The following is a 23,616-nucleotide window of genomic DNA, read 5'->3' on the forward strand; positions in this document are numbered from 1 at the left end:
GGGGGATTTCATAGCACAAGCTGGCATTTTAGATAAGATTTATGAAATTAAGCCTAATCTTTCTATTGAAGAAAAAGCCCCTTATATTTTTCAAAAGCTTTTTACCTTAGCTGCTTCTCTTTCTCCTGTAGAATTTGAAGGGAATACTAAGGAGAGCCAAGCCTTTACCCTTTCTAATTATTCCTCCTATCTACTCAATATTAACCGCCTCTTACTTTGGCAAAAGCTACCAGGAGGAAGGGAGTATTTAAGCCAAGTGCATATTAAAGCTTTATCTTTAAAGAAAAAAGGAGAGCTGTTAACGCAGTGGATAGAAGAACATGGTAAGAATATCATTAACCTGAACTTAAACAAGTTAGGCTTGATGTTTTTACCCATTGAAATAGCGCAATTTTCTAAGCTGCAAAAACTTGACTTAAGTATAAACCGGCTAACTGCTATTCCTAGGGAAATCGGGCAGCTTCCTCAGCTGAGAATACTTCGGGTAAACAACAACCAGCTAACTGTTATTCCTCCAGAAATTGGACAGCTTTCTCATCTTCAAGTGCTTGGCTTAAGTAACAACCAGCTAACTGTTATTCCTTCAGAAATTGGGCAGCTTTCTCAGCTGAAAGCTCTTGGCTTAAGTAATAATCAATTAACAGCTATTCCTGTGGAAATAGGGCAGCTTCTTCGCTTGAAAGAGCTTAATTTAAGCAACAACCCGCTAACCGTTATTCCTCACCTTCCTAAGGTAAAGATGTTTAATTACGGGCAAAGCTCTTCTTATTTCTCTTAAAATAAAAATTGATGAGTAAAGATGAAAAGAATAAGTTAATGGCGAAATGATAAGATAAGACCTTAAAAAACAGGTTAGACCAGCAATTAAAGCAATCACTTATCATAAAACTTTAAGGAGCTTATTATGATTCCTTCATCTTCTACTTCTAGCACCCAGGTAACTTTCCGCACAACAGTTTCAGAGAATATAGAAGATGCGGTCTCAGGAGAGTTGATGACTCGGGCAGTTACTCTGTTTCCTTGTGGTCATACCTTTAACGAAGACACAGTCATCCAATACTTGGTGCGCAATAAGCTTTGTCCTCTAGATAGAAGGCTTATTGAAAGGCATGCACCTAACTACACGGTGAGACACTTGGCTGAAACTGCTGCATCTCATCCCTTGGAAGAACTTAAGCATGAACCTAGTGAAGAAGCTGTAGGACATTTCTTACGAGGTAAAGAACTTGCTGAGAAAGGAGAGCATGCAACTGCTATAGAAGCTTTACTGCAAGCTTTGCAATTGGCTCCTACCTATGAAAAAGCCCAAGCCTATCTTGAATTTTGCCTTAAGCGCTCCTCCGAAGCTTCTTTATCTTCGCAATCCCTCCCTCTTTCTTTATCAGAAAAAGTTAAAGAGAAAAGCCTTTCTTCTACAGACTCTCCTAAAGAACGTTATACTGAACTTTTATTCAATCTGTTAGAAGAGCCTTCCATTCAAGAAAATTCTATATTAAAGAAGCTATTAGAGAATCAATTGGAAGAGTTGATGAACCAGGAGAGCAAAGAGCTAAATGAGAAAGAAAAGATAAGCTATAAATGGGCGGAAAAATTATTAGGAGAAAATAGAAAGGTTAGGCAGTTTGCGGTTGAAAAACTATGCCAAATTCACTCATACTCTTTCTCTCTTGCCTCGGTCGCTCCTCAATCTTCTATTTCTTCTTTATCTGCTATCTCGTCTAAAGAAATTCAACCTCTTGTTTCTCCATCTCCTATTTCTATGACCTCGCTTTACAACGCTATTATGCAGGTTCATTTTCCTGAGGGGAATGAGAATCTTATAGAACAAGCTTATATTTTGGATAAAATTTATGAAATAGAGTCCAATCTTTCTAGTGAAGAAAAAGTACCCTACATCTTTCAAAAGCTTTTTACCTTAGCCGCTTCTCTTTCTCCTACAGAATTTGAAGGAAATACTAAGGAGAGCCAAGCCTTTACCCTTTCTAATTATTCCTCCTATCTGCTCAATATTAACCGTCTTTTACTCTGGCAGAAGCTACCCGGGGGAACAGACTACTTAAACCAACCTCAGATCAAATCTTTACCTTTAAAGAAAAAAGGAGAGCTGCTAACGCAGTGGATAGAAAAGCATGGTAAAAATATTATCACCTTGAATTTAGATGTGGTACGCTTGACTTATTTACCCCCAGAGATTTGGCAGCTTTCTCATCTTCAAGCGCTTAGCTTACGCTTCAACCAGATAACCAATATTTCTGCCGAGATATGCCGGCTTTCTAGGCTGCAAAAGCTTAACTTAATGTCCAACCAGATAACCGCCATTCCTGCTGAGATAGGGCAGCTTTCTCAGCTGCAAAGGCTTGACTTAAGTAACAACAAGCTACTTGTTGTTCCTACAGCCATCGGGCAGCTTATTAAGATGCAAACACTTTGGCTAAACAACAACCAGCTAACAGCTCTGCCTAATGAGATAGGGCAGCTTTCTCAGCTACAAAGGCTTTACTTAATGTCCAACCAGTTAACGGCTATTCCTGCAGCCATCGGGCAGCTTAGTAAGCTGCGAATGCTTTGCTTAAACAGCAACCAGCTAACCGCCCTTCCTACTGAGATAGGGCAGCTTTCTCAGCTAGGTGATCTTGGCTTACAGGGCAACCAACTAACGACCATTCCTACATCCGTCGGGCAGCTGGCCAGGCTATATTCGCTTAACTTACGAAGCAACCAGCTAACCTTTCTTCCTGCGGCAATCGAGCAGCTTACTCAACTGCACTGCCTTTACTTAAGCTATAACCATCTGACCGGCATTCCTGAAGCCTTCGGGCAGCTTTCTCAGCTACAAACGCTTGACTTAAGCAACAACCGGCTAACCGTTGTTCCTCTTCTTCCTAAGCTAAAATCACTCAAGATTGATGGTAATCCCCTTTAGATGGTATTGTGAAGGTAGACCTATCTTTTGTGCACTTCTTTACTTTGGTGAATAAATGGGAATCTATCTTTCCTAGCCTTTGGGCTAAGGCTTCGAATAGGTAGCCTATATCAGCAGAAACTTTTCCTTTCAAGCCTTTTAGCAGGTTAGGCAGGCTATAAAATGAAAGGTTTGTGAGCAAAAACTTTGAGAGGCTAATCCGAAGAGATGAGATAGCAATTGATAAGGGGTAAGAATAGCCGCTACAGCTTCTACCCATGCGAACAAAGCTTCTCTCTTTTTTTCTTTAAAATAAAAATTGATCAATAAAGATGAAAAGAATAAGTTAATGGCGAAAAGTTGGGGCAAGACCTTAAAAAACAGGTTAGACCAGCATTTAAGGCAATCACTTATCCTAAAACTTTAAGGAGCTTATTATGATCCCTTCATCTTCAACTTCTAGCACTCTGGCAAATTTTCGCACTACTGTCTCAGAGAATATAGAAGATGCGGTTTCAGGAGAGCTGATGACTCGGGCAGTTACTTTGTTTCCTTGTGGCCATACCTTTAACGAAGATACCGTTATCCAATGCTTAGCGCGTAATCAGCTTTGCCCTCTAGATAGAAGGCTTATTGAAAGGCATGCACCCAACTACACGGTGAGGCAACTGGCTGAAACGGCTAAATCCCATCCATTAGAAGAATCTAAGCATGAGCCTAGTGAAGAAGCTGCAGGACATTTCTTACGCGGTAAAGAACTTGCTGAGAAAGGAGAGCATGCAACTGCTATAGAAGCTTTATTGCAAGCTTTGCAATTAGCTCCTACTTATGAAAAAGCCCAAGCCTATCTTGAATTTTGCCTTAAACGCTCTTCCGAATCTTTTTCATCTTCACAGCCACTTTCTCCTTCTTTCAATGATAAAGATAAAGGTAAAGAGAAAAGCCTTTCCTCTACAGACTCTCCTAAAGAACGTTATACCGAACTTTTATTCAATCTCTTAGAAGAACCTTCCATTCAAGAAAACTCTATATTAAAGAAGATACTAGAAAATCAAGTTGAAGAACTGATGAGCCAGGAGAGTGAAGAGCTAACGGAGAAGGAAAAGCTAAGCTATAAATGGACAAAGAATATACTAGGCGAGAATAAAAAGGTTAGGCAATTTGCCGTTGAAAAGCTGCGGCAAATCCACCAGGACTCTTCCTCTCTTGTTCCAACCTCTCCTCAATCTTCTATTTCCACCTCTTCTTCAACCGCCTCTAAAGAAATTCAAACTCTTTCTCCCCCATCTGTAACACCTCTTTCCATGACCTCGCTTTATAACGCAATCATCCAAGTTCATTTTCCTGAGAGAAGCGGGGATTTCATAACACAATCTGATATTTTAGATAGGATTTATGGAATTAAGCCTACTCTTTCTGCTGAAGAAAAAGTTCCTTATATTTTTCAAAAACTTTTTACCTTAGCTGCTTCTCTTTCTCCTACAGAATTTAAAGAAAATGCTAAGGAAAGCAAGGCTATTACCCTTTCTAATTATTCCTCCTATCTACTAAATATTAACCGCCTCTTAATTTGGCAAAAGCTACCGGGAGGAACCGATTATCTCAACCAGCCCCAGATAAAAGCTCTGCCTTTAAAGAAAAAAGGAGAGCTATTAACGCAGTGGATAGAAAAGTATAGTAAAAATATTATTACCCTGGACTTAGATTGGGTAGGTTTGACTTATTTACCGCCAGAAATCTGGCAGCTTTCTCATCTTCAAGCGCTTAACTTAAGTAACAACCAGCTAACTGTTATTCCTTCATCTATTGGAGGCCTTTCTCAGCTGCAAATGCTTTACTTAAACTTCAACCAGTTAACTGCTATTCCTGCTGAGATAGGGCAGCTTTCTCAGCTGCAAATGTTTAGGCTAGATAGCAACCTGCTAACCGCTGTTCCTGCAACCATTGGGCAGCTTTCTCAGCTGAGAGAACTTTGGTTATGCAATAACCAACTCACCACTATTCCTATAGAGGTAGGGCAGCTTTCTCAACTGCAAACGCTTGACTTAACCAACAACAAACTCACCAATATTCCTGCAGAGGTAGGGCAGCTTTTTCAGCTACAACTGCTTTTATTAAGCAACAACTGGCTAACCACCATCCCTGGGGAAATGGCGCAGCTTTCTCAGCTGCAAAGCCTTGGCTTAGACGGTAACCAGTTAACGGCTATTCCTACATCTATTGGGCAGCTTTCCCAGCTGCAAGAGCTTGACTTAAGAAAAAACCAGTTAACGGCTATCCCTACATCTATTGGGCAGCTTTCCCGGCTGCAAATGTTTTGTTTACATAACAACCAGTTAACTGCTCTTCCTGCGGAAATCGGGCAGCTTTCTCGACTGCAAACGTTTAGGTTAGATAGCAACCTGCTAACCGCTGTTCCTGCAGCCATTGGGCAGCTTTCTCAGCTGAGAGAGCTTTGGCTAAGCGAAAACAAGCTAACAACTCTTCCTGCAGAGATAGGGCAGCTTTCTCAGCTGCAAGACCTTGACTTAAGTAACAACCAGTTAATTGCTTTACCTGCTGAGATAGGGCAGTTATCGCAGTTGCAAACTCTTGTCTTAAGCAATAATCAGCTAACTGCTCTTCCCTCAGAGATAGGGCAGCTTTCGCAACTGCAAACGCTCAACTTAAACTATAACCGGCTAACTGTTATTTCTGTAGAGGTATGCCATCTTGCTCAGCTGCAAACTCTTGCCTTAAGCAATAATCGGCTAACTGCTATTACTCCAGCCATTGGGCAGCTTACTAGGATGCAAGAGCTTGACTTAAGCAACAACCGGCTAACCGTTATTCCTCATCTTCCTAAGCTAAGATTACTCAAGATTGATAGTAATCTCCTTTAGATGGCATTATGAAGTTAATCCTATCTTTTGTACGCTTGTTTACTTGGGTGAATAAACGGGAATCTATCTTTCCTAGCCTTTGACTAAAATTTCAGATAGGTAGCGTATAATTGGCAAAAATTTTCCCTTTTAAGCCTTTTAGCAGGTTATGCAGGCTATGAAATGGAAGGTTTGGAAGCAAAAAATTTGAGAGGCTAATCCAAAGAGATGAGATAAAAATGGATAAGAGGTAATAACAGCCGCTATAGCTTCTACCGAATGTGAACAAAGCTTTTCTTTTTTTTTTCTTTAAAATAAAAATTGATCAATAAAGATAGAAAGAATAAGTTAATGGCGAAAAGATAAGACAAGACCTTAAAAAGCAGCTAGACTGGCATTTAAGGTCCTTACTTATCCTTAAACTTTAAGGAGCTTATTATGATCCCTTCATCTTCTACTTCTAGCACTCAGGCAACTTTCCGCACCACAGTCTCAGAGAATATAGAAGACGTGGTCTCAGGTGAGCTGATGACCCGAGCAGTTACTTTGTTTCCTTGTGGCCATACCTTTAACGAAGATACCGTCATCCAATGTTTAGCGCGCAATAAACTTTGTCCTCTAGATAGAAGGCTTATTGAAAGACATGCACCCAACTACACAGTGAGGTACCTAGCTGAAACGGCTGAATCTCATCCATTAGAAGAATCTAAGTATGAGCCTAGTGAAGAAGCTGTAGGACATTTCTTACGGGGTAAAGAACTTGCTGAAAAAGGAGAGCATGCCACTGCCATAGAAGCTTTACTGCAAGCTTTGCAATTAACTCCTACCTATGAAAAAGCCCAAGCTTATCTTGAATTTTGTCTTAAACGCTCCTCAGAAGCTTCTTTACCTTCGCAGCCACTCCCTCCTCTTCCGCTTTCTTTCCATGATAAAGATAAAGGCAAAGAAAAAAGCTTTTCCTCTACAGACTCTCCTAAAGAAGGCTATACTGAACTTTTATTCAATTTGTTAGAAGAGCCTTCTATTCAAGAAAATTCTACATTAAAAAAGATATTAGAGAATCAAGTCGAAGAGCTGATGAGCCAGGAGAGTGAAGAGCTAAATGAGAAAGAAAAGATAAGCTATAAATGGACAGAAAAATTACTAGGAGAAAACAAAAAGGTTAGGCAGTTTGTGTTTGAAAAGCTGCGGCAAATCCACCAAGAGTCCTCCTCTCTTGCTCCAGGCATCCCTCAACCTTCTATTTCTTCTTCATCTACTATTTCGTCTAAAGAAATTCAAGCTCTTGCTCCCCTCTCTCATATTTACTTGGCCTCGCTTTACAACTCTATTATGCAGGTTCATTTTCCTGATGGAAACGGGGATCTCATAGAACAAGTTGGTATTTTAGATAGGATTTATGGAATTAAGCCTAATCTTTCTATTGAAGAAAAAGTCCCTTATATTTTTCAAAAGCTTTTTACCTTAGCTGCTTCTCTTTCTCCTACGGAATTTGAAGACAATACTAAGGCAAATAAAGCTTTTACCCTTTCTAATTATTCCTCCTATCTGCTCAATATTAACCGCCTCTTACTTTGGCGTAAGCTACAAGGGGGAACGGAGTATTTAAACCAAGCGCATATTAAAGCTTTACCTTTAAAGAAAAAAGGAGAATTGCTAAAGCAGTGGATAGAAGAACATGGTAAAAACATTATCAAACTGAACTTAGATGAGGTAGAGGTAGGCCTGACCTTTTTACCGCCAGAGATCTGGCAACTTTCTCGGCTATCCTGCCTTTCCATAAGCAATGATCAACTAACTACTCTTCCTTCAGAAATAGGTCAGCTTTCTCAGCTACAAACGCTTAACTTATGTTGCAACCAGCTAACAACACTGCCTGGAGAGCTCTGGCAGCTTTTTGAGCTGCGAGAGCTCTACTTAACCCTCAATCTTAATCAACTAGCTGCTATTCCTGCCGAGATAGGCCAACTCTCTAGGCTGCAAAAGCTTGACTTACGCTACCACCAGATAGCCAATATTTCTGCCGCGATAGGTCTGCTTTCTAGGCTACAAAAGCTTGACTTAAGCTTCAACCAGTTAACGGCTATTCCCGCAGAGATAGGGCAGCTTTCTCAGCTACAAAGGCTTTGTTTAGATAGCAACCAGCTAACCGTTATTCCTGCTGAGATAGGGCAACTTTCTCAGCTAAAATGGCTTGACTTAAGCTCCAACCAGTTAACTGCTATTCCTGCAGTCATTGGGCAGCTTTCTAAGCTACAAAGGCTTGAATTAGGTTGCAACCAGCTAACCGTTATTCCTGCTGAGATAGGGCAACTTTCTCAGCTAAAAATGCTTAGCTTACATAACAACCAGCTAACTGCTATTCCTGTAGAAATCGGGCAGCTTTCCCAGCTAGATTGGCTTGACTTAATCCGCAACCAGCTAACCATTGTTCCACACCTTCCTAAGGTAAAGATGCTTAATATTGAGGATAATCTCATTTAAATGGTGTTATGAAAGTATACCCTATCTTTTGTGCACTTCTTTACTTTGGTGAATAAAGGAGAATCTATCTTTCCTAGCCTTTGGGTCAAGGCTTCAGATAGGTAGCCGATAAACAGCAAAGACTTTTCCTTTCAGGCCTTTTAGCAGGTTATGCACGGGATAAAATGAAAGGTTTGTGAGCAAAAAATTTGAGAGGCTAGTCCAAAGAGATGAGATAGCAATTGATAAGGGGTAAGAACAGCTGCTATAGCTTCTACCAAATGCGAACAACGTTTTTCTCTTTTTTCTCTTAAAATAAAAATTGATCAATAAAGATAGAAAGAATAAGTTAATGGCGAAAAGATAAGAGAAAACCTCAAAAAGCAGGTTAGACCGGCATTTAAGGCCCTCACTTATCCTAAAACTTTAAGGAGTTTATCATGATCCCTTCATCTTCAACTTCTAGCACTCAGGTAACTTTCCGCACCACAGTCTCAGAGAATATAGAAGATGCTGTTTCAGGAGAGCTGATGACTCGGGCAATTACTTTGTTTCCTTGTGGTCATACCTTTAATGAAGATACCGTTATCCAATGCTTGGCGCGCAATAAGCTTTGTCCTCTAGATAGAAGGCTTATTGAAAGGCATGCACCCAACTACACGGTGAGGCACTTAGCCGAAACAGCTGAATCTCATCCATTAGAAGAATTTAAGCATGAACCTAGCGAAGAAGCTGTAGGACATTTCTTACGGGGTAAAGAACTGGCTGAACAAGGAGAGCATGCAACTGCTATAGAAGCTTTACTGCAAGCTTTGCAATTAACTCCTACCTATGAAAAAGCTCAAGCCTATCTTGAATTTTGCCTTAAACGCTCCTCCGAAGCTTCTTCATCTTCGCAGCAAGTTCCTCCTCTTTTTTTGATTAAAGATAAAGGCAAAGAAAAAAGCCTATCTTCTACAGACTCTCCTAAAGAAGGTTATACTGAACTCTTATTCAATCTGTTAGAAGAACATTCTATTCAACAAAACTCTATATTAAAGAAGATACTAGAGAGCCAAGTCGAAGAGCTGATGAGCCAGGAGAGTGAAGAGCTAAATGAGAAAGAAAAGATAAGCTATAAATGGGCGGAAAAATTATTAAGAGAAAATAAAAAGGTTAGGCAATTTGTTGTTGAAAAACTGCGTCAAATCCATCAAGAGCCTTCCTCTCTTGCTCCAAGCGTTCCCCAATCTTCTATTTCTTCTTCATCTACCACCTCGACTAATGAAATTCAAGCTCTTTCTCCTCCATCTATTACTCCTATTTCCATGACCTCGCTTTATAAAGCAATCCTTCAGGTTCATTTTCCTGAGGGGAATAAGGATCTCATAGTACAAGCTGACATTTTAGATAAAATTTATGGAATTAAGTCTAACCTTTCTATTGAAGAAAAAGTACCCTACATTTTTCAAAAACTCTTTAACTTAGCCACTTCTCTTTCTCCTACGGAATTTGAAAGAAATGCTAAGGAAAGCAAGGCTTTTACCATTTCTAATTATTCATCCTATCTGCTTAATATTAACCGCCTCTTACTCTGGCAAGAGCTACCCGGAGGAACAGATTATTTAAACCAACCTCACATCAAAGCTTTACCTCTAAAGAAAAAAGCAGAGCTGTTAACGCAGTGGATAGAAAAGCATAGTAAAAATATTATCACCTTGAACTTAGATGGAGTAGGCTTGACTTATTTACCTCCAGAAGTTTGGCAGCTTTCTCATCTTCAAGCGCTTGGCCTAAGTAACAACCGGCTAACTGTTATTCCTGACGCCATTGGGCAGCTTTCGCAACTGCAAACACTCTACTTAAACGATAACCATTTGACTGTTATTCCTAGGGCTATCGGGCAGCTTTCTCAACTGCTAACCCTTCACTTAAGCGTCAACCCACTCACCACTATTCCTGCAGAGGTAGGGCAGCTTTCTCAGCTGAGAGAGCTTTCCTTACATAACACCCATCTAACTACTCTTCCATCAGAAATAGGTCAGCTTTCTCAGTTACAAACGCTTGACTTATGTTGCAACCAGCTAACCGCTCTACCTGCAGAGATAGGGCGGCTTTCTCAGCTGCAAATCCTTCACTTAAGCATCAACCAACTCACCACTATTCCTGCAGAGATAGGGCAGCTAGCTAAGCTGGAAAATCTTCACTTAAACAGCAACCAGCTTAACACTCTTCCTGCGGAAATCGGGCAGCTGTCTCGGCTGCAAGAGCTTCACTTAAACTGCAACCAGCTTAACACTCTTCCCGCAGAGATAGGGGGGCTTTCTCAGCTGCAAGAGTTTGACTTAATGTATAACCAGCTTAACACTCTTCCAGCGAAAATCGGGCAATTATCGCATCTACAAAAGCTCTACTTAAACAACAACCAGCTAGCCGCTCTTCCTGCACAGATAGGGCAGCTTTCTCATTTGCAAATACTTTACTTACATAACAACCAGCTAAACGCTCTTCCTGCGGAAATCGGGCAGTTATCCCACTTGCAAGAGCTTGGCTTACGTAACAACCAGCTAAAAGCTCTTCCTGCAGAGATAGGGCAGTTATCCCAACTGCGAGGGCTTTGCTTAAGTGACAACCAGTTAACTGCTGTGCGTGCAGAGATATTCCAGCTTGCTAAGCTGCAAAAGCTTTGGTTAAGCGATAATCAGCTAACAACTCTTCCTGCTCAGATAGGGCAGCTTTCTCAGCTGCAAGAGTTTGACTTAAGCTATAACCAGCTAGCCGCTCTTCCTGCAGAAATAGGGCAGCTTTCTCGGTTGCAAAAGTTTGACTTAAGCTATAACCAGCTAACCGTTCTTCCTGCAGAGATAGGGGGGCTTTCTCAGCTGCAAGAGTTTGACTTAAGCTATAACCAGCTAACCGTTCTTCCTGCAGAGATAGGGCAGCTTTCTCAGCTGCAAACATTTAGCTTGGGTAGCAACCAGTTAACCGCTGTTCCTGCAGCGATAGGGCAGCTTTCTCAGCTGAGAAAGCTTTTGCTAGATAACAACCAGCTAACCGCTCTGCCTACAGAGATATGGCAGCTATCGCAGCTGAAAACTCTTGACTTAAGTAATAATCAGCTAACGGCTATTCCTGCAGAGATAGGGCAGCTTTCTCAGCTACATTTGCTTGGCTTAAGGAACAACCATTTAACCGTTATTCCTCATCTTACAGGGGTAATTCTTGATATTAAGGGCAATCCACTTTAGACGCATTATGAAGAAAGGATTATCTTTCGTGCAGTTCTTTGCTGTGGTAAAGAAACGAAGAACTATCTTCCTTAGCCTTTAAGCTAAGTTTGCAGATTAAGCTTTAGCATGTATATAGGCGATAAAATGAAAGATTTGTGAGCAAAAAACTTGAGAAGCTAGCCTAAAGAGATGAAATAAAATTGATAAAATAATACATTTAATTTCAAGAGAGTAAAATTTTTATGTTTTTTCTAGTTTTCAAATTTGAAGAGTGGTAATCATCACGCTTTTGATTTCTAGTAAAGTCGCTTCGTTGACTGTAATAACGAAGGGCTCGATATAAATGGATTCTCCCTCCTCAGGCATGTGCCCTAGCTTAGAAAGGACTAGTTCTGATAATTTTAATTTTTTCTCATCAGCTAGTTTTACATCAAATTGTTTATAAAACTCTTCAATCGTCATATCACCTGGCAGAGTTCTATCGATGATTAACTGATTAGTTAGAGTGTCTTGCTTGTGGATAGGGTGAGGGTGAGATCCAAAGATGGCTTGCATAATGCAGTCAAGGCTAAGGATGCCGGAGGCTTGTCCGTTGACATCTAAGACCACGGCTACGCTCTGATTATTGCTTTTAAATTGCTTGAGGATCTGCATGATGTTAGTATTTTGGGTGATAAACCAAGGAGGAAGGCAATAGTCACGCAGCCGTTTATTATCGGCAGCGCGAATCAATAGCCGCGGAAAAGCTATTCCTATAATATGATGCATCTCCCCGAGGTGGACGGTTAAGAAACGCTCTTTTGTTTTAGCCATTAAACGTTTAGCATCTAAGATCGTAGCAGTAGCACCTATGGTAGGAATTTGCTCAATAGGGATCATGAGCTGACGTGCTTCTTTATTATTCATCTTAAAGATATTGGCAGTAATCGTTTCAAATTCCTTGTTTTCCGAGCTGTGGAGTTTAATGTCATCTTGCTCTTCTAAAAGCTTCTGAAGCTCTTTTTGACTAAGATAGAAGTTGGCATTAGATTCTCGTCCTCCAATTAAATAATTGGCTAATTTTGAAAGTCCGCTAATCACCCATAAAATGGGAGCCATCAATTTGGCAGTAAAGTAAACAATCGGTACTCCCATCATGGCAATATGCTCAGGATAGCGTCTGGCTGCCAAGATAGGAGCTAACTCACCAAAAATTACGACTAGGATAACCTGCGATAAAGGGGCAAGATCAGGATCAAGACCTATGCTTTGATGAAAAACTCGAGCACATTCCGATCCAAACACCATGGCTAAATTAACGATAATTAAGGTAGTTCCAAATAATCGCGAAGGGTTATGAAGAAGATCATTGAGCCAAATTGCTCGTGTATGACCTTTGCTATAGTAATATTGCAGTCTTATCTTATTAAAAGAGACACAAGCCATTTCTGCCATGGAGAAAAAAGCTAAAACGAAAATAGAAAAAATATTAAAAAATAGCCACCAGCCTGCCGAAAGATTCATTTAATGCTACCTGCTTTTAAGCCTTCGAACGTATATTCTTCTTATCCTATTTGGATCAGCCGATAAAACTTGAAAGAGAAAGGCGTGGTTTTCAAATTTAGTGCCACTTTTAGGGATATCTCCCAGCTGTTCTGTTAGCCATCCCCCTAAGGTAACCATACTTTCACTTTTTAAATCCGTTTCAAAATAGTTATTAAATTCATCCAATTCCATCTTCCCACTGGCAATAATCTCGTCTTTTCCTGCTTGGGTAAAGATAACTTTTTGATCGCGTAAATCTTTGATTTTCCCTACGACGACTTCGACGATATCTTCATAGGTAACTAAGCCCGAAATAGACCCATACTCATCTACTACCAGAGCTATTTCTTGGCCACTTTCTTCGAATCGCCTTAATAAGGTACGCGAAGGCGTGGTTTCTGGAATATAATAGGGGCGCCATAAGAAATTATTTAAATCTTGAGAAGTATGGATGGCTTGTCGATGGAGAAAATATTGCTTAGCATCAATAATTCCCAAAACATTTTCAATGCCATTTTCACAGACGGGGAGACGAGTACATTGTCTATCCACGAAAAGATGAACTAATTTGGTTAAAGGATCTTCTCTATTGTAAAATAGAATTTCTTGGCGCGGACGCATGATCTCTCTTACATTCGTATCTTGAAGATTTAAATATCCTCCAATTAATTCTCGTTCCTCATGATTAAGAATTCCAGCTTCCTCAGATTTTTTTAGCACGTGATGAAGCTCTTCGCGCGATATATCGGCATCTTTTTTCAAAAAGAAAAAGAATACACGCGAAATGGGAGAGAGAATGTAAATGATAAATGTTTTGATCGGATATAGCAGGCGTTGTAGAGAAGCTAAAGCAGGTGCGGTATGCTTAGAAAGCTTAACATTGTTTTGTATCCCCAGGTACTTTGGTACAATTTCGCCAAAAACTAGTAAAAGTACAAAAGGCAAGCCTACGGCCATTAGCCATCCACCAGCGTTTGTAAAAGCATGAGAGATGACGTTTTGCAAAAGAATATTGACGATTGTGTTAAGCAGAAAAACGGTAATTAGCAATTCACGCGGCTGTGCAAGTAGCCTAGAGATCAAGCGCTCACGTGAATCCTCACTGTTTTTAAAGCTTTTAATTCTTGTAGAAGAAAGAGAAAAAAGCGCTGCTTCTGAAGCAGAGCACCAACCAGAAGCAAGTGTGAGTAATAAGATAACTGCAATTAAAATTAAACTACTTATCATGGCTTGCTTGCCATTGATTTATCAAAAAAGACTTTAATTTGACCCTCGGGTACAAGACCTAGACCTTTCATAAGAACTTGTTCGACCCACGCCGGATCGCTTTGGCTATTAATTTCAATTAAAAGCTTTTCTTGCAAAGCATACGCTTCTTTCTTTTGTTTTTCTAACTCTTGGTAATGCTCTTGAAGGGTAGCATATTCTTTATTCTGTACTTTCATACCCTGTTCCAATAGCATATAGATAAAAAGGCCAAACAGAATGACCCACCAAGCTTGAAAAAAAAACTGTTCTACGTATCGATTAATTTTAAGAAGAAAGAGCTGCATACATCAAATTTATATTCTTTTGCTGTTTTTCTATCCAGCGTTTTAACAAAAGTTAACCATCTAGCAGCTTATCAATCAATGGCGACATGCAAAATCTCTGGATAGATGCACTAACAGATATTTTTTCTTTGATAGGAAAAAAGCCAAAGAATGATCTTTTTATAGGGTTTTTCCAAGGGCAAGAGTTTAGATGAAAGTTTACTTTGCCTGTTAGAATCCATTGGGCTGAAGCTATGCCTGCTTCTCCTAGATTAAAATTCACCCATTCGGCACTTTTTCTATCTGGCTGCAAGACTCTTATAACTAATTTTTAAGTGATCAATAAATTTACTTAAACTTTCTCCATGAACCCTTTATTTTTTAGGGGGGAAGATCTTAGCTTTCATTTCTAAGAAGAAATGCATCCAAATAAAAGCTGCGAATCTTAAAGAAGATCTTAAATGAATAAATCCTATTTAAGTTGAAGTAAATAGATTTTAATGCTGCCCGGTGGCCAGCTTCTTTTCAGCTTTTTTTGCCTATTGATAAGATTTTTTTATCCCTCTCTATTCTCTTTGTTTATTGGAGAAATTAGGCTTTATAGATGTCTTTAAACTTTATAATTTTTTTATCGTTAACAAGGCAAGTTCCATGTCTTTCTAGCATTTTCTAAACTATTAAAGCAAGCAAGCTCTTGTCAAATATTTTTAGATGAGATAAAAGCCTATCCTGCTTATTACTTTGCTAAAACCTATAAATTTTTCTTAAGTTTTTGGTTAACCCACAACGCTTAAGGAATGCTTAAAAAAAGGAGAATCGATGAAAAAAACTATTTTGGTCCAAGGGATAATAGCCTTACTCTGTCATACAGGAACTTTAATGGCACACTGCCAAATGCCTTGTGGAGTCTATCATGATGAGCTGGTTTTTAATCAAATCGATCAATACATCGAGACTATGTATAAAGGGATCACCGAGCTTAACAATAGCAAATTTTCTACTCCCTTTGAACGCAATAACTTCATCCGATGGGTAAAACTTAAAGATTCAGCTTCGGATGAAATTGCCAATCTTATTACGGAATACTTTCTTCAGCAAAAAATAAAGCCGGCTGAAGCTGACACTCCTAAACGTTTAATAAGTGCTCATAAAATGTTATTTGAGCTTACCGCTATTAAGCAGAACGTAAATATAAAGATGATAGAAGCCTTTGCTGACGAGTGGGAAAATTTTAAACAGATGTTTCACGTTATTAATTATGAATGTCAGATTGACCTCATTAAACGCCGAAAACGAGAAAGAGATTTCCAACTTAAGGATCAGCAGAAGCTGAATGACAAGCTTCCCTCTGCGGAAAATCCTTCTTCCAATGAGCAGCATGAGCATTCTTCAGATGATCATGAGCATACTCATTAAGAATAAGAGCTTGGCGGGGGCAGATATAGCAAAAGTGGGTTTGAAGATAATGAATAGAAGAGTTCTAAACTCTAACTTTAGAAATAATAAATTTGCTTTTCTGCCCTTTTTCCAAGTTTCTTATTCCTTATGAAAGAGCCAGGCTCTTTCATAAGGAATAAGAATAATAGGGATTATCTTACTTGCTCTTCTAGGTGCTGCTTAAGCTTCTTTCTCGTAATTTTATTTTGTATGGATGAAAATGATCTAAAAGGTGTGTAAAAAGGATGGTTAGGCTTGAAAGCAAATTTTAGGCAGTTTATTCTTTGTTTTTCATCAAAGTCATTAAAAAGCGTAAAACCCATGTAGGATGCTTAAAAAAATATTTCATCAAATTTATATAGGTTACATGATTTAATGATCGATAGATAACATGGGGCTCATCTTTAAGTGTATCTTGAAGCCATTCCTTATGTAAGAAAAAAAAGTGCTTAGGAAGTTGTTGAAGGGAGAAAAAATCAATCTCTCTTGTTTCAACGCCTTTTTGTAGTTCGCCCTTTAAAGGGGAACATTCATAAATTTCCGTAAAGCGTGCGAGTTTATTGATGGGAGTATATTCGGCTACTTTCCTTAGAACTTGTACGGTGAGACCCGTTTCTTCAAGCACTTCTCTAATAACAGCTTGGCAAGAGCTTTCATTATCTTCAACGCCCCCACCCGGTAGAACCCAAAGAGGAATATCTTGACGTTTGACTAATAACACTTGAGATTTATTGGAATTAAAAATTACCCCTATTGCCGCATTCTTTCTCATATAAATATAGGTTCCAGAGACAGTTAAACAAATAGTGTAAAGCATAGAATCATAAGAAGCAAATGAAGTATTCTTAACGTATATAACTAGCTTATTCTTTATATTTTGCTGTCGTGGTTGTTAATTGACATATAATAGCTTTTTCTATATAATTGGTCTGCTAAGCCCCTTTTTGAGGCTTGATATTGAATAGATAATTTATTAGCTAAAGTTTTTTTAGCATTCTTTGTAGGAGCTCTTAAAGGAATGCTTGAAGAAAAAAACAAGGAAGGGAGTGTTGTTCGCTATTTTCCTCTTTAACTCATCAATTTTTTCTTTTTTAGTTCATCTTATCCTTTAGAATCTCTAAGGCCCTTAGCGCACGTGCCTTTTGAAAAAGCTTATTGCCTTTTTGAAGAGTTTAATTGTATTATTTATAGCTTTGCTTATTATTTGAATGGAGAAAAATATGTCTCTTAAAAAGTCATCTAGTGTAATGGCAGCAGGGCTAGCATTGTTTTCCATGTTTTTTGGTGCCGGTGATCTCATTTGGCCCTTAATCTTAGGAGGAAATGCTGGCGATAAAAACTTTTTTGCTATGCTGGGCTTACTAGTAACAGGTGTAAGTCTACCTTTACTAGGCTTGATAGCCATGATGATGTTTCGAGGTGACTATCGACAATTTTTTGGCCAAACAGGTAAATGGCCAGGTCTTATCCTAGTATTTATCATACAGGCAATTTTGGGTCCCATTGGCTCTATTCCGCGCTTAATTACACTTTCTTTTGCAACTTTAAAGCCTTATATGCCTGGAAATGTCACTCTTTTTATCTTTAGCATTTTATCCTCTCTACTCGTTTTGGGCTTTACTTTAAGAAAAAATAAAGTGATTAATTTTTTGGGATTGGTTTTGACTCCTCTTCTATTACTTTGTCTAGGATGTATTCTTGTTGTAGGTTTTATTCATCCACCTGAAGCTCATCTAGTTTCCTGGACGCCCGTAGAAGCATTTAATCAGGGCTTACATGTGGGTTATAATACTTTAGATTTAATTGCAGCTTTCATTTTTGCCCCTTTAGTTTTAAGCCATTTTATGACTGATCAAGAGGAGGCTAGCAGCGGAGAGCAACGACATGAGATTTTTAATAAAATGCTTAAAGCAAGCCTTTTAGCGGCAGGTCTACTCTCTGCAATGTATATTGGCCTGACCTCGGTGGCTTCCTTTTATACTCATGTATTGCCTGCTAACCATTTACCTGAGGAGCGCTTGTCAGCTATTGCGATGCATTTACTAGGCCCCCAAGGCGCTTTTGTGGCATGTTTGGCGGTAGCCATGGCTTGTTTGACCACAGCAATTCCGCTGGTAAGTATCTGCGCCGATTACATCCAGAATGACCTTTTGCCTGTCGACAAAGGCCCTTTATTGCCTTTAGGCATTACATTAGGTATCTCATTAGGAATTGCTAATTTAGGCTTTAGTGGAATTGCAAGCATGCTTTCCCCCTTGCTTAATATCTTATGTCCTAGCTTAATTGTGTTAAGCATTTCAAATATTATCAATAAGCTATACGAGATTAGAACACGAAAGGCACCCATTTTCATTACGTTTGCTTTGTCTACTATGAACTATTTTATTTAAGAAGCAAAAGTTTGCCTCAGCATCTGCATTCTAAAAATTTTTTAGGAAGGGATTTTTGACAATCTTTAAAAATACCTTTAAGTTTTTTAGAAGTCTTTAGAATAAATAATATCTTTTAAAGAAATTAGATCTGCATAGCCAAAAAAATTAACTTTTTTCCAAGCAGACCCTCTCCGTAAAAACAAGCTTTTTATTAAGTGTATGACTACATAAAGAGTTGCTCAAAGGCGTATAATCTTTTCCCAGCATTTTCAAGGTGATTTCTTAAGAAAGTGTTGGAAAGCTAGTTTTGATTTTCCTAGATAAAAGCAGATATGTTTTGCAAAGCCAAAGGAAAGCTACCCTGTCTTTTCTATCCGCGCCATTATTACAACGATCATGAATCGCTGCTTGTTTTAAGCTTGAAGAGATTCTCTGAGCGGATTAGTGGCTTTCTGGATAGCTAGGCGAAAAGGGATTAATAATACAAAATCAAAAAGTATTTTAATACTTAAATCACTAAGAGCCCAATTCATCAGCGGAACAGGTTCTCCCCAAAATGCTAGGCTCCAAAAGATGCAAGTATCTACAAAAGAGGCTCCTATTGAAGCAAATAAAGGGGCAAACCACCATGTTCTTTTTCGCATAGAAGCGAAGATGCTAATATCTAATAGCTGCGAGATCAAAAAAGCTAGCCCTGAAGCACAAGCTATCTTAGGTGTAGACAACCAAATAGATAATAAAAATGCCAGCATAAAGCCCACATAGACGACGCGTTTAGCAACTCTAGGGCCATGCAAGCAATTATTAACTTCAGTGACCAAAAAGGATAGTGGATAAGTAAAAGATCCCCAGGTAAGCCAATCATTAATGGGAAATTGAACTAAAAAATTGCAGCTGGTAACGATAGCAATCATAGCAAGGTAAGCGAATTGAATACTGAACATACAACCCTCTGATTAAAAGCGTTATCTTACATAAAATGAGAATTATAGCCTACACTTAGTGTGTTTTCTTTGCTAATAAATACTTCTTTTTTCTCTTAGTAGAATCTCCCTATGTTTAGATTTAATCGATAAGCTTAAAGCAGGTTTTGCTTGATTATTATGAAGCTCTTCTAAATGTTGATCACTTGAAGCCAGCAAATAGGAAAAAAACATCGCCGGGCAAAAAAGCTCTACCCTCGTCTCATGAAAATTTTTTACTGATTGTTATTTTAAAACTTTTTACCGAGTGGATAAGCTTTATAGCCATCCTTTTTTATGATTGACCTTTATTCTCTCGTATGCGAATAAATAATTTTATTGCTTTTTGTCTGCTTACTAGAAAAATTTAGAGCTCATTTGGCTCTCAAAAATTTTAATCTTAAAAAATTGGGGAAGATATGCTAGAAGAGTTAAAGATTATCTGGATTTTAGCTATAGGCTTTGGACTAGCTTGTCTTTTGGGATATTCGGCTCATCGCATGAAATTATCGCCTATCCTAGGGTACGTAATTGCTGGATATTTGATTGGACCTAATTTTCCCGGTTTTGTTGCCGATCCGCGTTTATCAGAACAATTAGCTAACATTGGGGTGACTTTGCTAATGTTCGCCGTAGGTCTTAATTTTAAGTGGAATGATTTGGCAGCTGTAAAGAAAATTGTATTGCCCGGGGCCCTGATTCTTTCCCTCCTCTCTATTGGAGCGGGCATATTTTTAAGTGTTAATCTGGGCCAAACAATGCAAGCTGGATTTGTGATTGGCTTGGCCATTTGCGTCTCTAGTACAGTAGTTATTGTACGAGGCCTAGCGGATCAAAATTTACTTCAGACTCCCCAGGGTCACACGGTATTAGGATGGACGATTGTAGAAGATATCATTTCCGTATTAGGGCTTATTTTGTTGCCTACTCTGATGCAATCTAATTTAGGTGGCGAAAATTCTGGTGTAGAATTTATGTATTCGCTAGGAACTCTAATTTTAAAAATTATGGCTTTAGGCGTCATCATTTACTATGTGGGAGAGAAGCTGGTTAAAGAAGTTTTAACTGTCGTCGCGCGGACCCGCTCGCATGAATTATTTACTTTAGCAATTTTGTCGTGTGTCTTTTTCATTGCTATTGGTAGTGCTTATCTATTTGGAGTGTCTTTAGCATTGGGCGCTTTTATTGCCGGAACTGTCGTAGGAAAAACAGAGGTTAGCCATCAAGCTGCCGCTAATGCTTTACCTATGCGCGATGCTTTTGCTGTTATTTTCTTTCTATCCGTAGGCATGCTCTTTAATCCTACGGTAGTTAAAAACAATTTACCTCTTTTTTTCGGCTTGCTTTTTATCATCCTGGCTTTAAGACCTATGATGGCATTTTTAATCATTAAGCTAGCCAAGTATCCGCAAAGTATAGCGATTTCAGTAGCGGTGGCCATCAGCCAAATAGGTGAATATTCCTTTATCTTAGCTGAAGAAGGAAACCAGCTGAAGATATTGTCAGACAACGCCTATGATATTTTAGTAGCCTGCGCCTTTATAAGCATTATGCTAAATCCTCTTTTATTTCAGCTATTTAAACCTTTAGCTTCCAAAAAAACAAAAAAACTTTTTCCTGAAAATAAGGAAGTTGATCAATCCTTAGAAGCGTTATATAAAAATGCGGATCTCCAACAATCTTTTCTGCCCCGCGCTTTAGTCATCGGTTACGGTCCTGTCGGCCGGGCGGTTACACATTATCTTAAAGAGAGCAACTTTCATCCTCTCGTGATAGATAGGAATATCGATACTGTAGCTGCCATGAAAGAAAAGGGAATTGAAGCCATATTTGGCGATGCCACCCAGTTTCAGATCATGGAAAAAGCTGATCTTACTAACCTTCAGCTAATGGTAGTTACTACGCCCGATTTGCATATAACTCAATCGATTATTCAAGTGGCCTATCATATTAACCCCTATATTAAAATCATTGCACGCTCCCATTATAAAGTAGATCATCAATTTCTTAAATTCGCAGAAGTACCCATGGTGTGGGATGAGGAAGCTGCTGCCGAAAAAATGGTTTCTCTTCTTCGCACTCAATTAGCTTAAGTTTCCTTATAGCATTTGAACGATAAAAAAAATTGAAGGGGATGCTTTCTAACAAATTAAGCAAGCAAAACTGCCAGCTATTTTTAAAGGAATATAAAAGATGTTAAAATAGTCTAACCTGCTTTAGGGCACTTTTCTTGCTAACGGAAGATGTTGAGGAGAGACCTCAGTTAAGATTGTTACATTTCTTTCCTGCAAATTATTACTCTGTCTTGATAGGAATGCAAACAAGCTTGGGCTTGATACGAGCACCCTCAAAGCAAACATCTCAATTAGACTCTCCCCAGAGTGTTAATCAAGCTTATAATACCTCTTGAAGAAACTTTATTTGTATAGCTAAAAAGAGAATTCACCCTTTAAGCTGGCTCTCTCCTTAAAACCACAGTTTTATTAAGTATAGGCTTGCATAAAGAGCTGCTCGAAAGTGTATAACATAGAAAAGCAAACGCCTGGATTTTTTGAAAGTATAGTTAATGATAGCAATGCCAGTTCTTTAATTGTGCTTTCACCCAGCTTCAGATGGATTCAGCGTACCCTAGTTCCAAAAAATCTTTAACAATCTGAGTGGCTGTAGCTCGTTGCCTTATTGGGTCCCACCCATCGCCTCTATCACGCCGTTTAGCAATATTTGCTTCTTTAGTCCAGCCTTCCCATTTAAATTGGCCGTTTTTTATTCTTTCAAAAATCTTTAAAATATGATCTTTTAAATGGCTGGTTGCTTCAAAAGGGGTTAGTGTTCCTTCTGCCACCTGGCTTAGTAAATCGAGAGCCAATGTTCTTCCTTCTACTTCTTCTTCAGCATCTATTTCGTTAATCACTTCATCCACTATGTCCACTGAATTAAGTTTTTGGTAAAGTTGCTTGTCTACAAATTCATTTTTATATCTTTCTTTCATTACATTAAATCGCGGAATAATAGAAATATGAGCTTTCACTTTTCCTTGAGGCAAAGGTGAAGGCGTATCGGCGGGATAAAAATAGTGAAGGGCTTTGGTTATGGTCTTTGCAATTTTTACATTTTTAGCCTTAAAATCAGGAGTTTGGCAGTATTCACATAAATATGTAAAAATTTCGAGACGGGATTGCGTATGGATTTTCAGCTGCTCTACAAGATTGGCTCCCCCCTCTGTGCTCAGAACCTTTCCTGAACCTATCCTTTGTGTGTCTCTCATAGAGGAAGAGGGAAAGACTGTAAACCATTTATTTCCCGTAACGTCCTCTTCTATGTTGGTTAGCTCGATGTTTTCTAAACTTATAGAAGCAGAAAGTTGCAATCCTGGGAATGGCAAAGGTCTAGAAATGCTTGGCGATATAGGAAGGGTTGCTGCTGAGGAAGAAGGTAGCATTCCTGGTGGGAAATTCTGAGAAATAGGAGGAGGGATTAGGCTCTGGCAAGCGGGCAAAAATGGAGAACGAGCTGTTGGTTGGGATAAGCCTCTTGGCAAGCTTTGAAATGGAGAAGTCGCAGTCAAGGACGGAAGGGGTAATAGTCCTGCTGGTAAGTTGGTCGAGACAGGAGGTGGAAATAGGGGTTGATAAGCGGTTGGTAAATGAGAAGGTGTTGCTGGGCTCGTCGGTTGGGGATAAATATTAGACGGTTGCGAAGGATGCATCTGTGTATGCCAAGGAGGAAAAAGAGTTGGTGGATAGGATGGGAGGGGTAATATACCTTGAGAATAATAGGGAGGTTGTGGAGGAGGAGGCTGTATGTAAGTAGGCTGAGGAGGAGGTGTTAAGGGATAAGAAGATGGCAAGGGTGGCAAATTCCGTTCCTGAAGAGAAGCTGAGGGTAAATGGGAAGGGAGGGGTAATATTCCTTGAGAGTAATAGTGAGGCTGCTGTGGAGGAGGAGGAGGTTGTAAGTAAGTAGGCTGAGGAGGATGTGAGGGTAAAGTAGAAGAGACGGCAGCAGATTCTTCATTTTGCTGATTTTGCAACTCTTGGGAAAGCGTGTGTCTGATTTTCTTTGCACGATTGATTTCTTCCAACCTTACAGCTTGTATTTTCTCTGTATGAGAAGCATGTGGAAAAAGGGAAGCATGGCTTGATTCTTCGCTCGAAGGGGCTGGAGCTTCTCTTTTTCTTTTCTTTTCTTGTGTTTTTTCTGAAAGATAGGAAGTATTAGAGCTAGGACCTGGAGGTGGTATCGGGCTAGACATAAACTCTCCAAATAAAATATTATATGAACCTATCCCGATAATATTGAGAAATTTAAATCTGTAGTGTATACTCTTCTTTTTTAAGAAGGAGAAGATGTATGC

14 protein-coding genes are annotated in these 23,616 nt (G+C 39.1%); 8 read left to right on the plus strand and 6 right to left on the minus strand.

What is annotated here, in order from left to right:
• The 5 genes from NEOC95_RS07105 to NEOC95_RS07125 all read left to right on the plus strand — a co-directional run.
• The coding region (locus tag NEOC95_RS07105) for a leucine-rich repeat domain-containing protein (protein ID WP_213152313.1) at positions 1 to 778 on the plus strand (778 nt) is incomplete at its 5' end.
• Positions 779 to 904: 126 nt separating this feature from the next.
• Positions 905 to 2,923, plus strand: coding sequence for a leucine-rich repeat domain-containing protein (locus NEOC95_RS07110; protein ID WP_213152323.1), 2,019 nt, complete (start codon positions 905 to 907; stop codon positions 2,921 to 2,923).
• Positions 2,924 to 3,339: 416 nt separating this feature from the next.
• On the plus strand, positions 3,340 to 5,784 hold the full coding sequence (locus NEOC95_RS07115) for a leucine-rich repeat domain-containing protein (protein ID WP_213152314.1): 2,445 nt from the start codon (positions 3,340 to 3,342) through the stop codon (positions 5,782 to 5,784).
• A 417-nt stretch (positions 5,785 to 6,201) separates the two neighbouring features.
• Positions 6,202 to 8,247, plus strand: a complete 2,046-nt coding sequence (locus NEOC95_RS07120; RefSeq protein WP_213152315.1) for a leucine-rich repeat domain-containing protein — start codon at positions 6,202 to 6,204, stop codon at positions 8,245 to 8,247.
• A gap of 419 nt (positions 8,248 to 8,666) precedes the next feature.
• On the plus strand, positions 8,667 to 11,453 hold the full coding sequence (locus NEOC95_RS07125) for a leucine-rich repeat domain-containing protein (protein WP_213152316.1): 2,787 nt from the start codon (positions 8,667 to 8,669) through the stop codon (positions 11,451 to 11,453).
• A gap of 240 nt (positions 11,454 to 11,693) precedes the next feature.
• On the opposite strand, the gene NEOC95_RS07130 is transcribed toward NEOC95_RS07125, so the two are convergent.
• The 3 genes from NEOC95_RS07130 to NEOC95_RS07140 are packed head-to-tail and all read right to left on the minus strand — an operon-like array spanning position 11,694 to position 14,512.
• Positions 11,694 to 12,938 carry a CNNM domain-containing protein gene (locus tag NEOC95_RS07130; RefSeq protein ID WP_213152317.1) on the minus strand — a complete coding sequence of 415 codons (1,245 nt, stop codon included), beginning with the start codon at positions 12,936 to 12,938 and terminating at the stop codon, positions 11,694 to 11,696.
• Between the two features lie 6 nt (positions 12,939 to 12,944).
• Positions 12,945 to 14,186 carry a hemolysin family protein gene (locus NEOC95_RS07135; RefSeq protein WP_213152318.1) on the minus strand — a complete coding sequence of 414 codons (1,242 nt, stop codon included), beginning with the start codon at positions 14,184 to 14,186 and terminating at the stop codon, positions 12,945 to 12,947.
• A complete protein-coding gene (locus NEOC95_RS07140) occupies positions 14,183 to 14,512 on the minus strand; it encodes a hypothetical protein (RefSeq protein WP_166157710.1) in 330 nt (109 codons plus the stop codon). The genes NEOC95_RS07135 and NEOC95_RS07140 overlap by 4 nt, the downstream gene beginning before the upstream one ends.
• Before the next feature lie 798 nt (positions 14,513 to 15,310).
• On the opposite strand from NEOC95_RS07140, the gene NEOC95_RS07145 reads away from it, so the two are divergent.
• A complete protein-coding gene (locus NEOC95_RS07145) occupies positions 15,311 to 15,907 on the plus strand; it encodes a superoxide dismutase [Ni] (protein ID WP_213152319.1) in 597 nt (198 codons plus the stop codon).
• A gap of 298 nt (positions 15,908 to 16,205) precedes the next feature.
• Here the strand turns inward: NEOC95_RS07145 and NEOC95_RS07150 are convergent, their stop codons facing one another.
• Positions 16,206 to 16,700: an NUDIX hydrolase gene (locus NEOC95_RS07150; RefSeq protein ID WP_213152320.1), complete on the minus strand. Its 495-nt coding sequence runs from the start codon at positions 16,698 to 16,700 to the stop codon at positions 16,206 to 16,208.
• Positions 16,701 to 17,148: 448 nt separating this feature from the next.
• On the opposite strand from NEOC95_RS07150, the gene NEOC95_RS07155 reads away from it, so the two are divergent.
• Positions 17,149 to 18,318, plus strand: coding sequence for a branched-chain amino acid transport system II carrier protein (locus NEOC95_RS07155; protein WP_249270202.1), 1,170 nt, complete (start codon positions 17,149 to 17,151; stop codon positions 18,316 to 18,318).
• Between the two features lie 395 nt (positions 18,319 to 18,713).
• Here the strand turns inward: NEOC95_RS07155 and NEOC95_RS07160 are convergent, their stop codons facing one another.
• Positions 18,714 to 19,244, minus strand: coding sequence for a VUT family protein (locus tag NEOC95_RS07160; RefSeq protein WP_039385714.1), 531 nt, complete (start codon positions 19,242 to 19,244; stop codon positions 18,714 to 18,716).
• Between the two features lie 437 nt (positions 19,245 to 19,681).
• Between NEOC95_RS07160 and NEOC95_RS07165 the strand changes: the two genes are divergently transcribed.
• Positions 19,682 to 21,355, plus strand: coding sequence for a cation:proton antiporter (locus NEOC95_RS07165; protein WP_213152321.1), 1,674 nt, complete (start codon positions 19,682 to 19,684; stop codon positions 21,353 to 21,355).
• Positions 21,356 to 21,870: 515 nt separating this feature from the next.
• Here NEOC95_RS07165 and NEOC95_RS07170 read toward each other — a convergent pair.
• Entirely contained in the window at positions 21,871 to 23,514 is a 1,644-nt protein-coding gene (locus NEOC95_RS07170) for a hypothetical protein (protein ID WP_213152322.1), read from the minus strand.
• Positions 23,515 to 23,616 lie beyond the last annotated feature (102 nt).

The organism is Neochlamydia sp. AcF95, from assembly GCF_018342455.1.
Classification (GTDB): Bacteria; Chlamydiota; Chlamydiia; order Chlamydiales; family Parachlamydiaceae; genus Neochlamydia.

Excerpts from the sequence above, each read along its gene's own strand:
- NEOC95_RS07110 (WP_213152323.1), top strand. The coding sequence starts at position 905 with ATGATTCCTTCATCTTCTACTTCTAGCACCCAGGTAACTTTCCGCACA.
- NEOC95_RS07115 (WP_213152314.1), top strand. The coding sequence starts at position 3,340 with ATGATCCCTTCATCTTCAACTTCTAGCACTCTGGCAAATTTTCGCACT.
- NEOC95_RS07120 (WP_213152315.1), top strand. The coding sequence starts at position 6,202 with ATGATCCCTTCATCTTCTACTTCTAGCACTCAGGCAACTTTCCGCACC.
- NEOC95_RS07125 (WP_213152316.1), top strand. The coding sequence starts at position 8,667 with ATGATCCCTTCATCTTCAACTTCTAGCACTCAGGTAACTTTCCGCACC.
- NEOC95_RS07130 (WP_213152317.1), bottom strand. The coding sequence starts at position 12,938 with ATGAATCTTTCGGCAGGCTGGTGGCTATTTTTTAATATTTTTTCTATT.
- NEOC95_RS07135 (WP_213152318.1), bottom strand. The coding sequence starts at position 14,186 with ATGATAAGTAGTTTAATTTTAATTGCAGTTATCTTATTACTCACACTT.
- NEOC95_RS07140 (WP_166157710.1), bottom strand. The coding sequence starts at position 14,512 with ATGCAGCTCTTTCTTCTTAAAATTAATCGATACGTAGAACAGTTTTTT.
- NEOC95_RS07145 (WP_213152319.1), top strand. The coding sequence starts at position 15,311 with ATGAAAAAAACTATTTTGGTCCAAGGGATAATAGCCTTACTCTGTCAT.
- NEOC95_RS07150 (WP_213152320.1), bottom strand. The coding sequence starts at position 16,700 with ATGAGAAAGAATGCGGCAATAGGGGTAATTTTTAATTCCAATAAATCT.
- NEOC95_RS07155 (WP_249270202.1), top strand. The coding sequence starts at position 17,149 with ATGTCTCTTAAAAAGTCATCTAGTGTAATGGCAGCAGGGCTAGCATTG.
- NEOC95_RS07160 (WP_039385714.1), bottom strand. The coding sequence starts at position 19,244 with ATGTTCAGTATTCAATTCGCTTACCTTGCTATGATTGCTATCGTTACC.
- NEOC95_RS07165 (WP_213152321.1), top strand. The coding sequence starts at position 19,682 with ATGCTAGAAGAGTTAAAGATTATCTGGATTTTAGCTATAGGCTTTGGA.
- NEOC95_RS07170 (WP_213152322.1), bottom strand. The coding sequence starts at position 23,514 with ATGTCTAGCCCGATACCACCTCCAGGTCCTAGCTCTAATACTTCCTAT.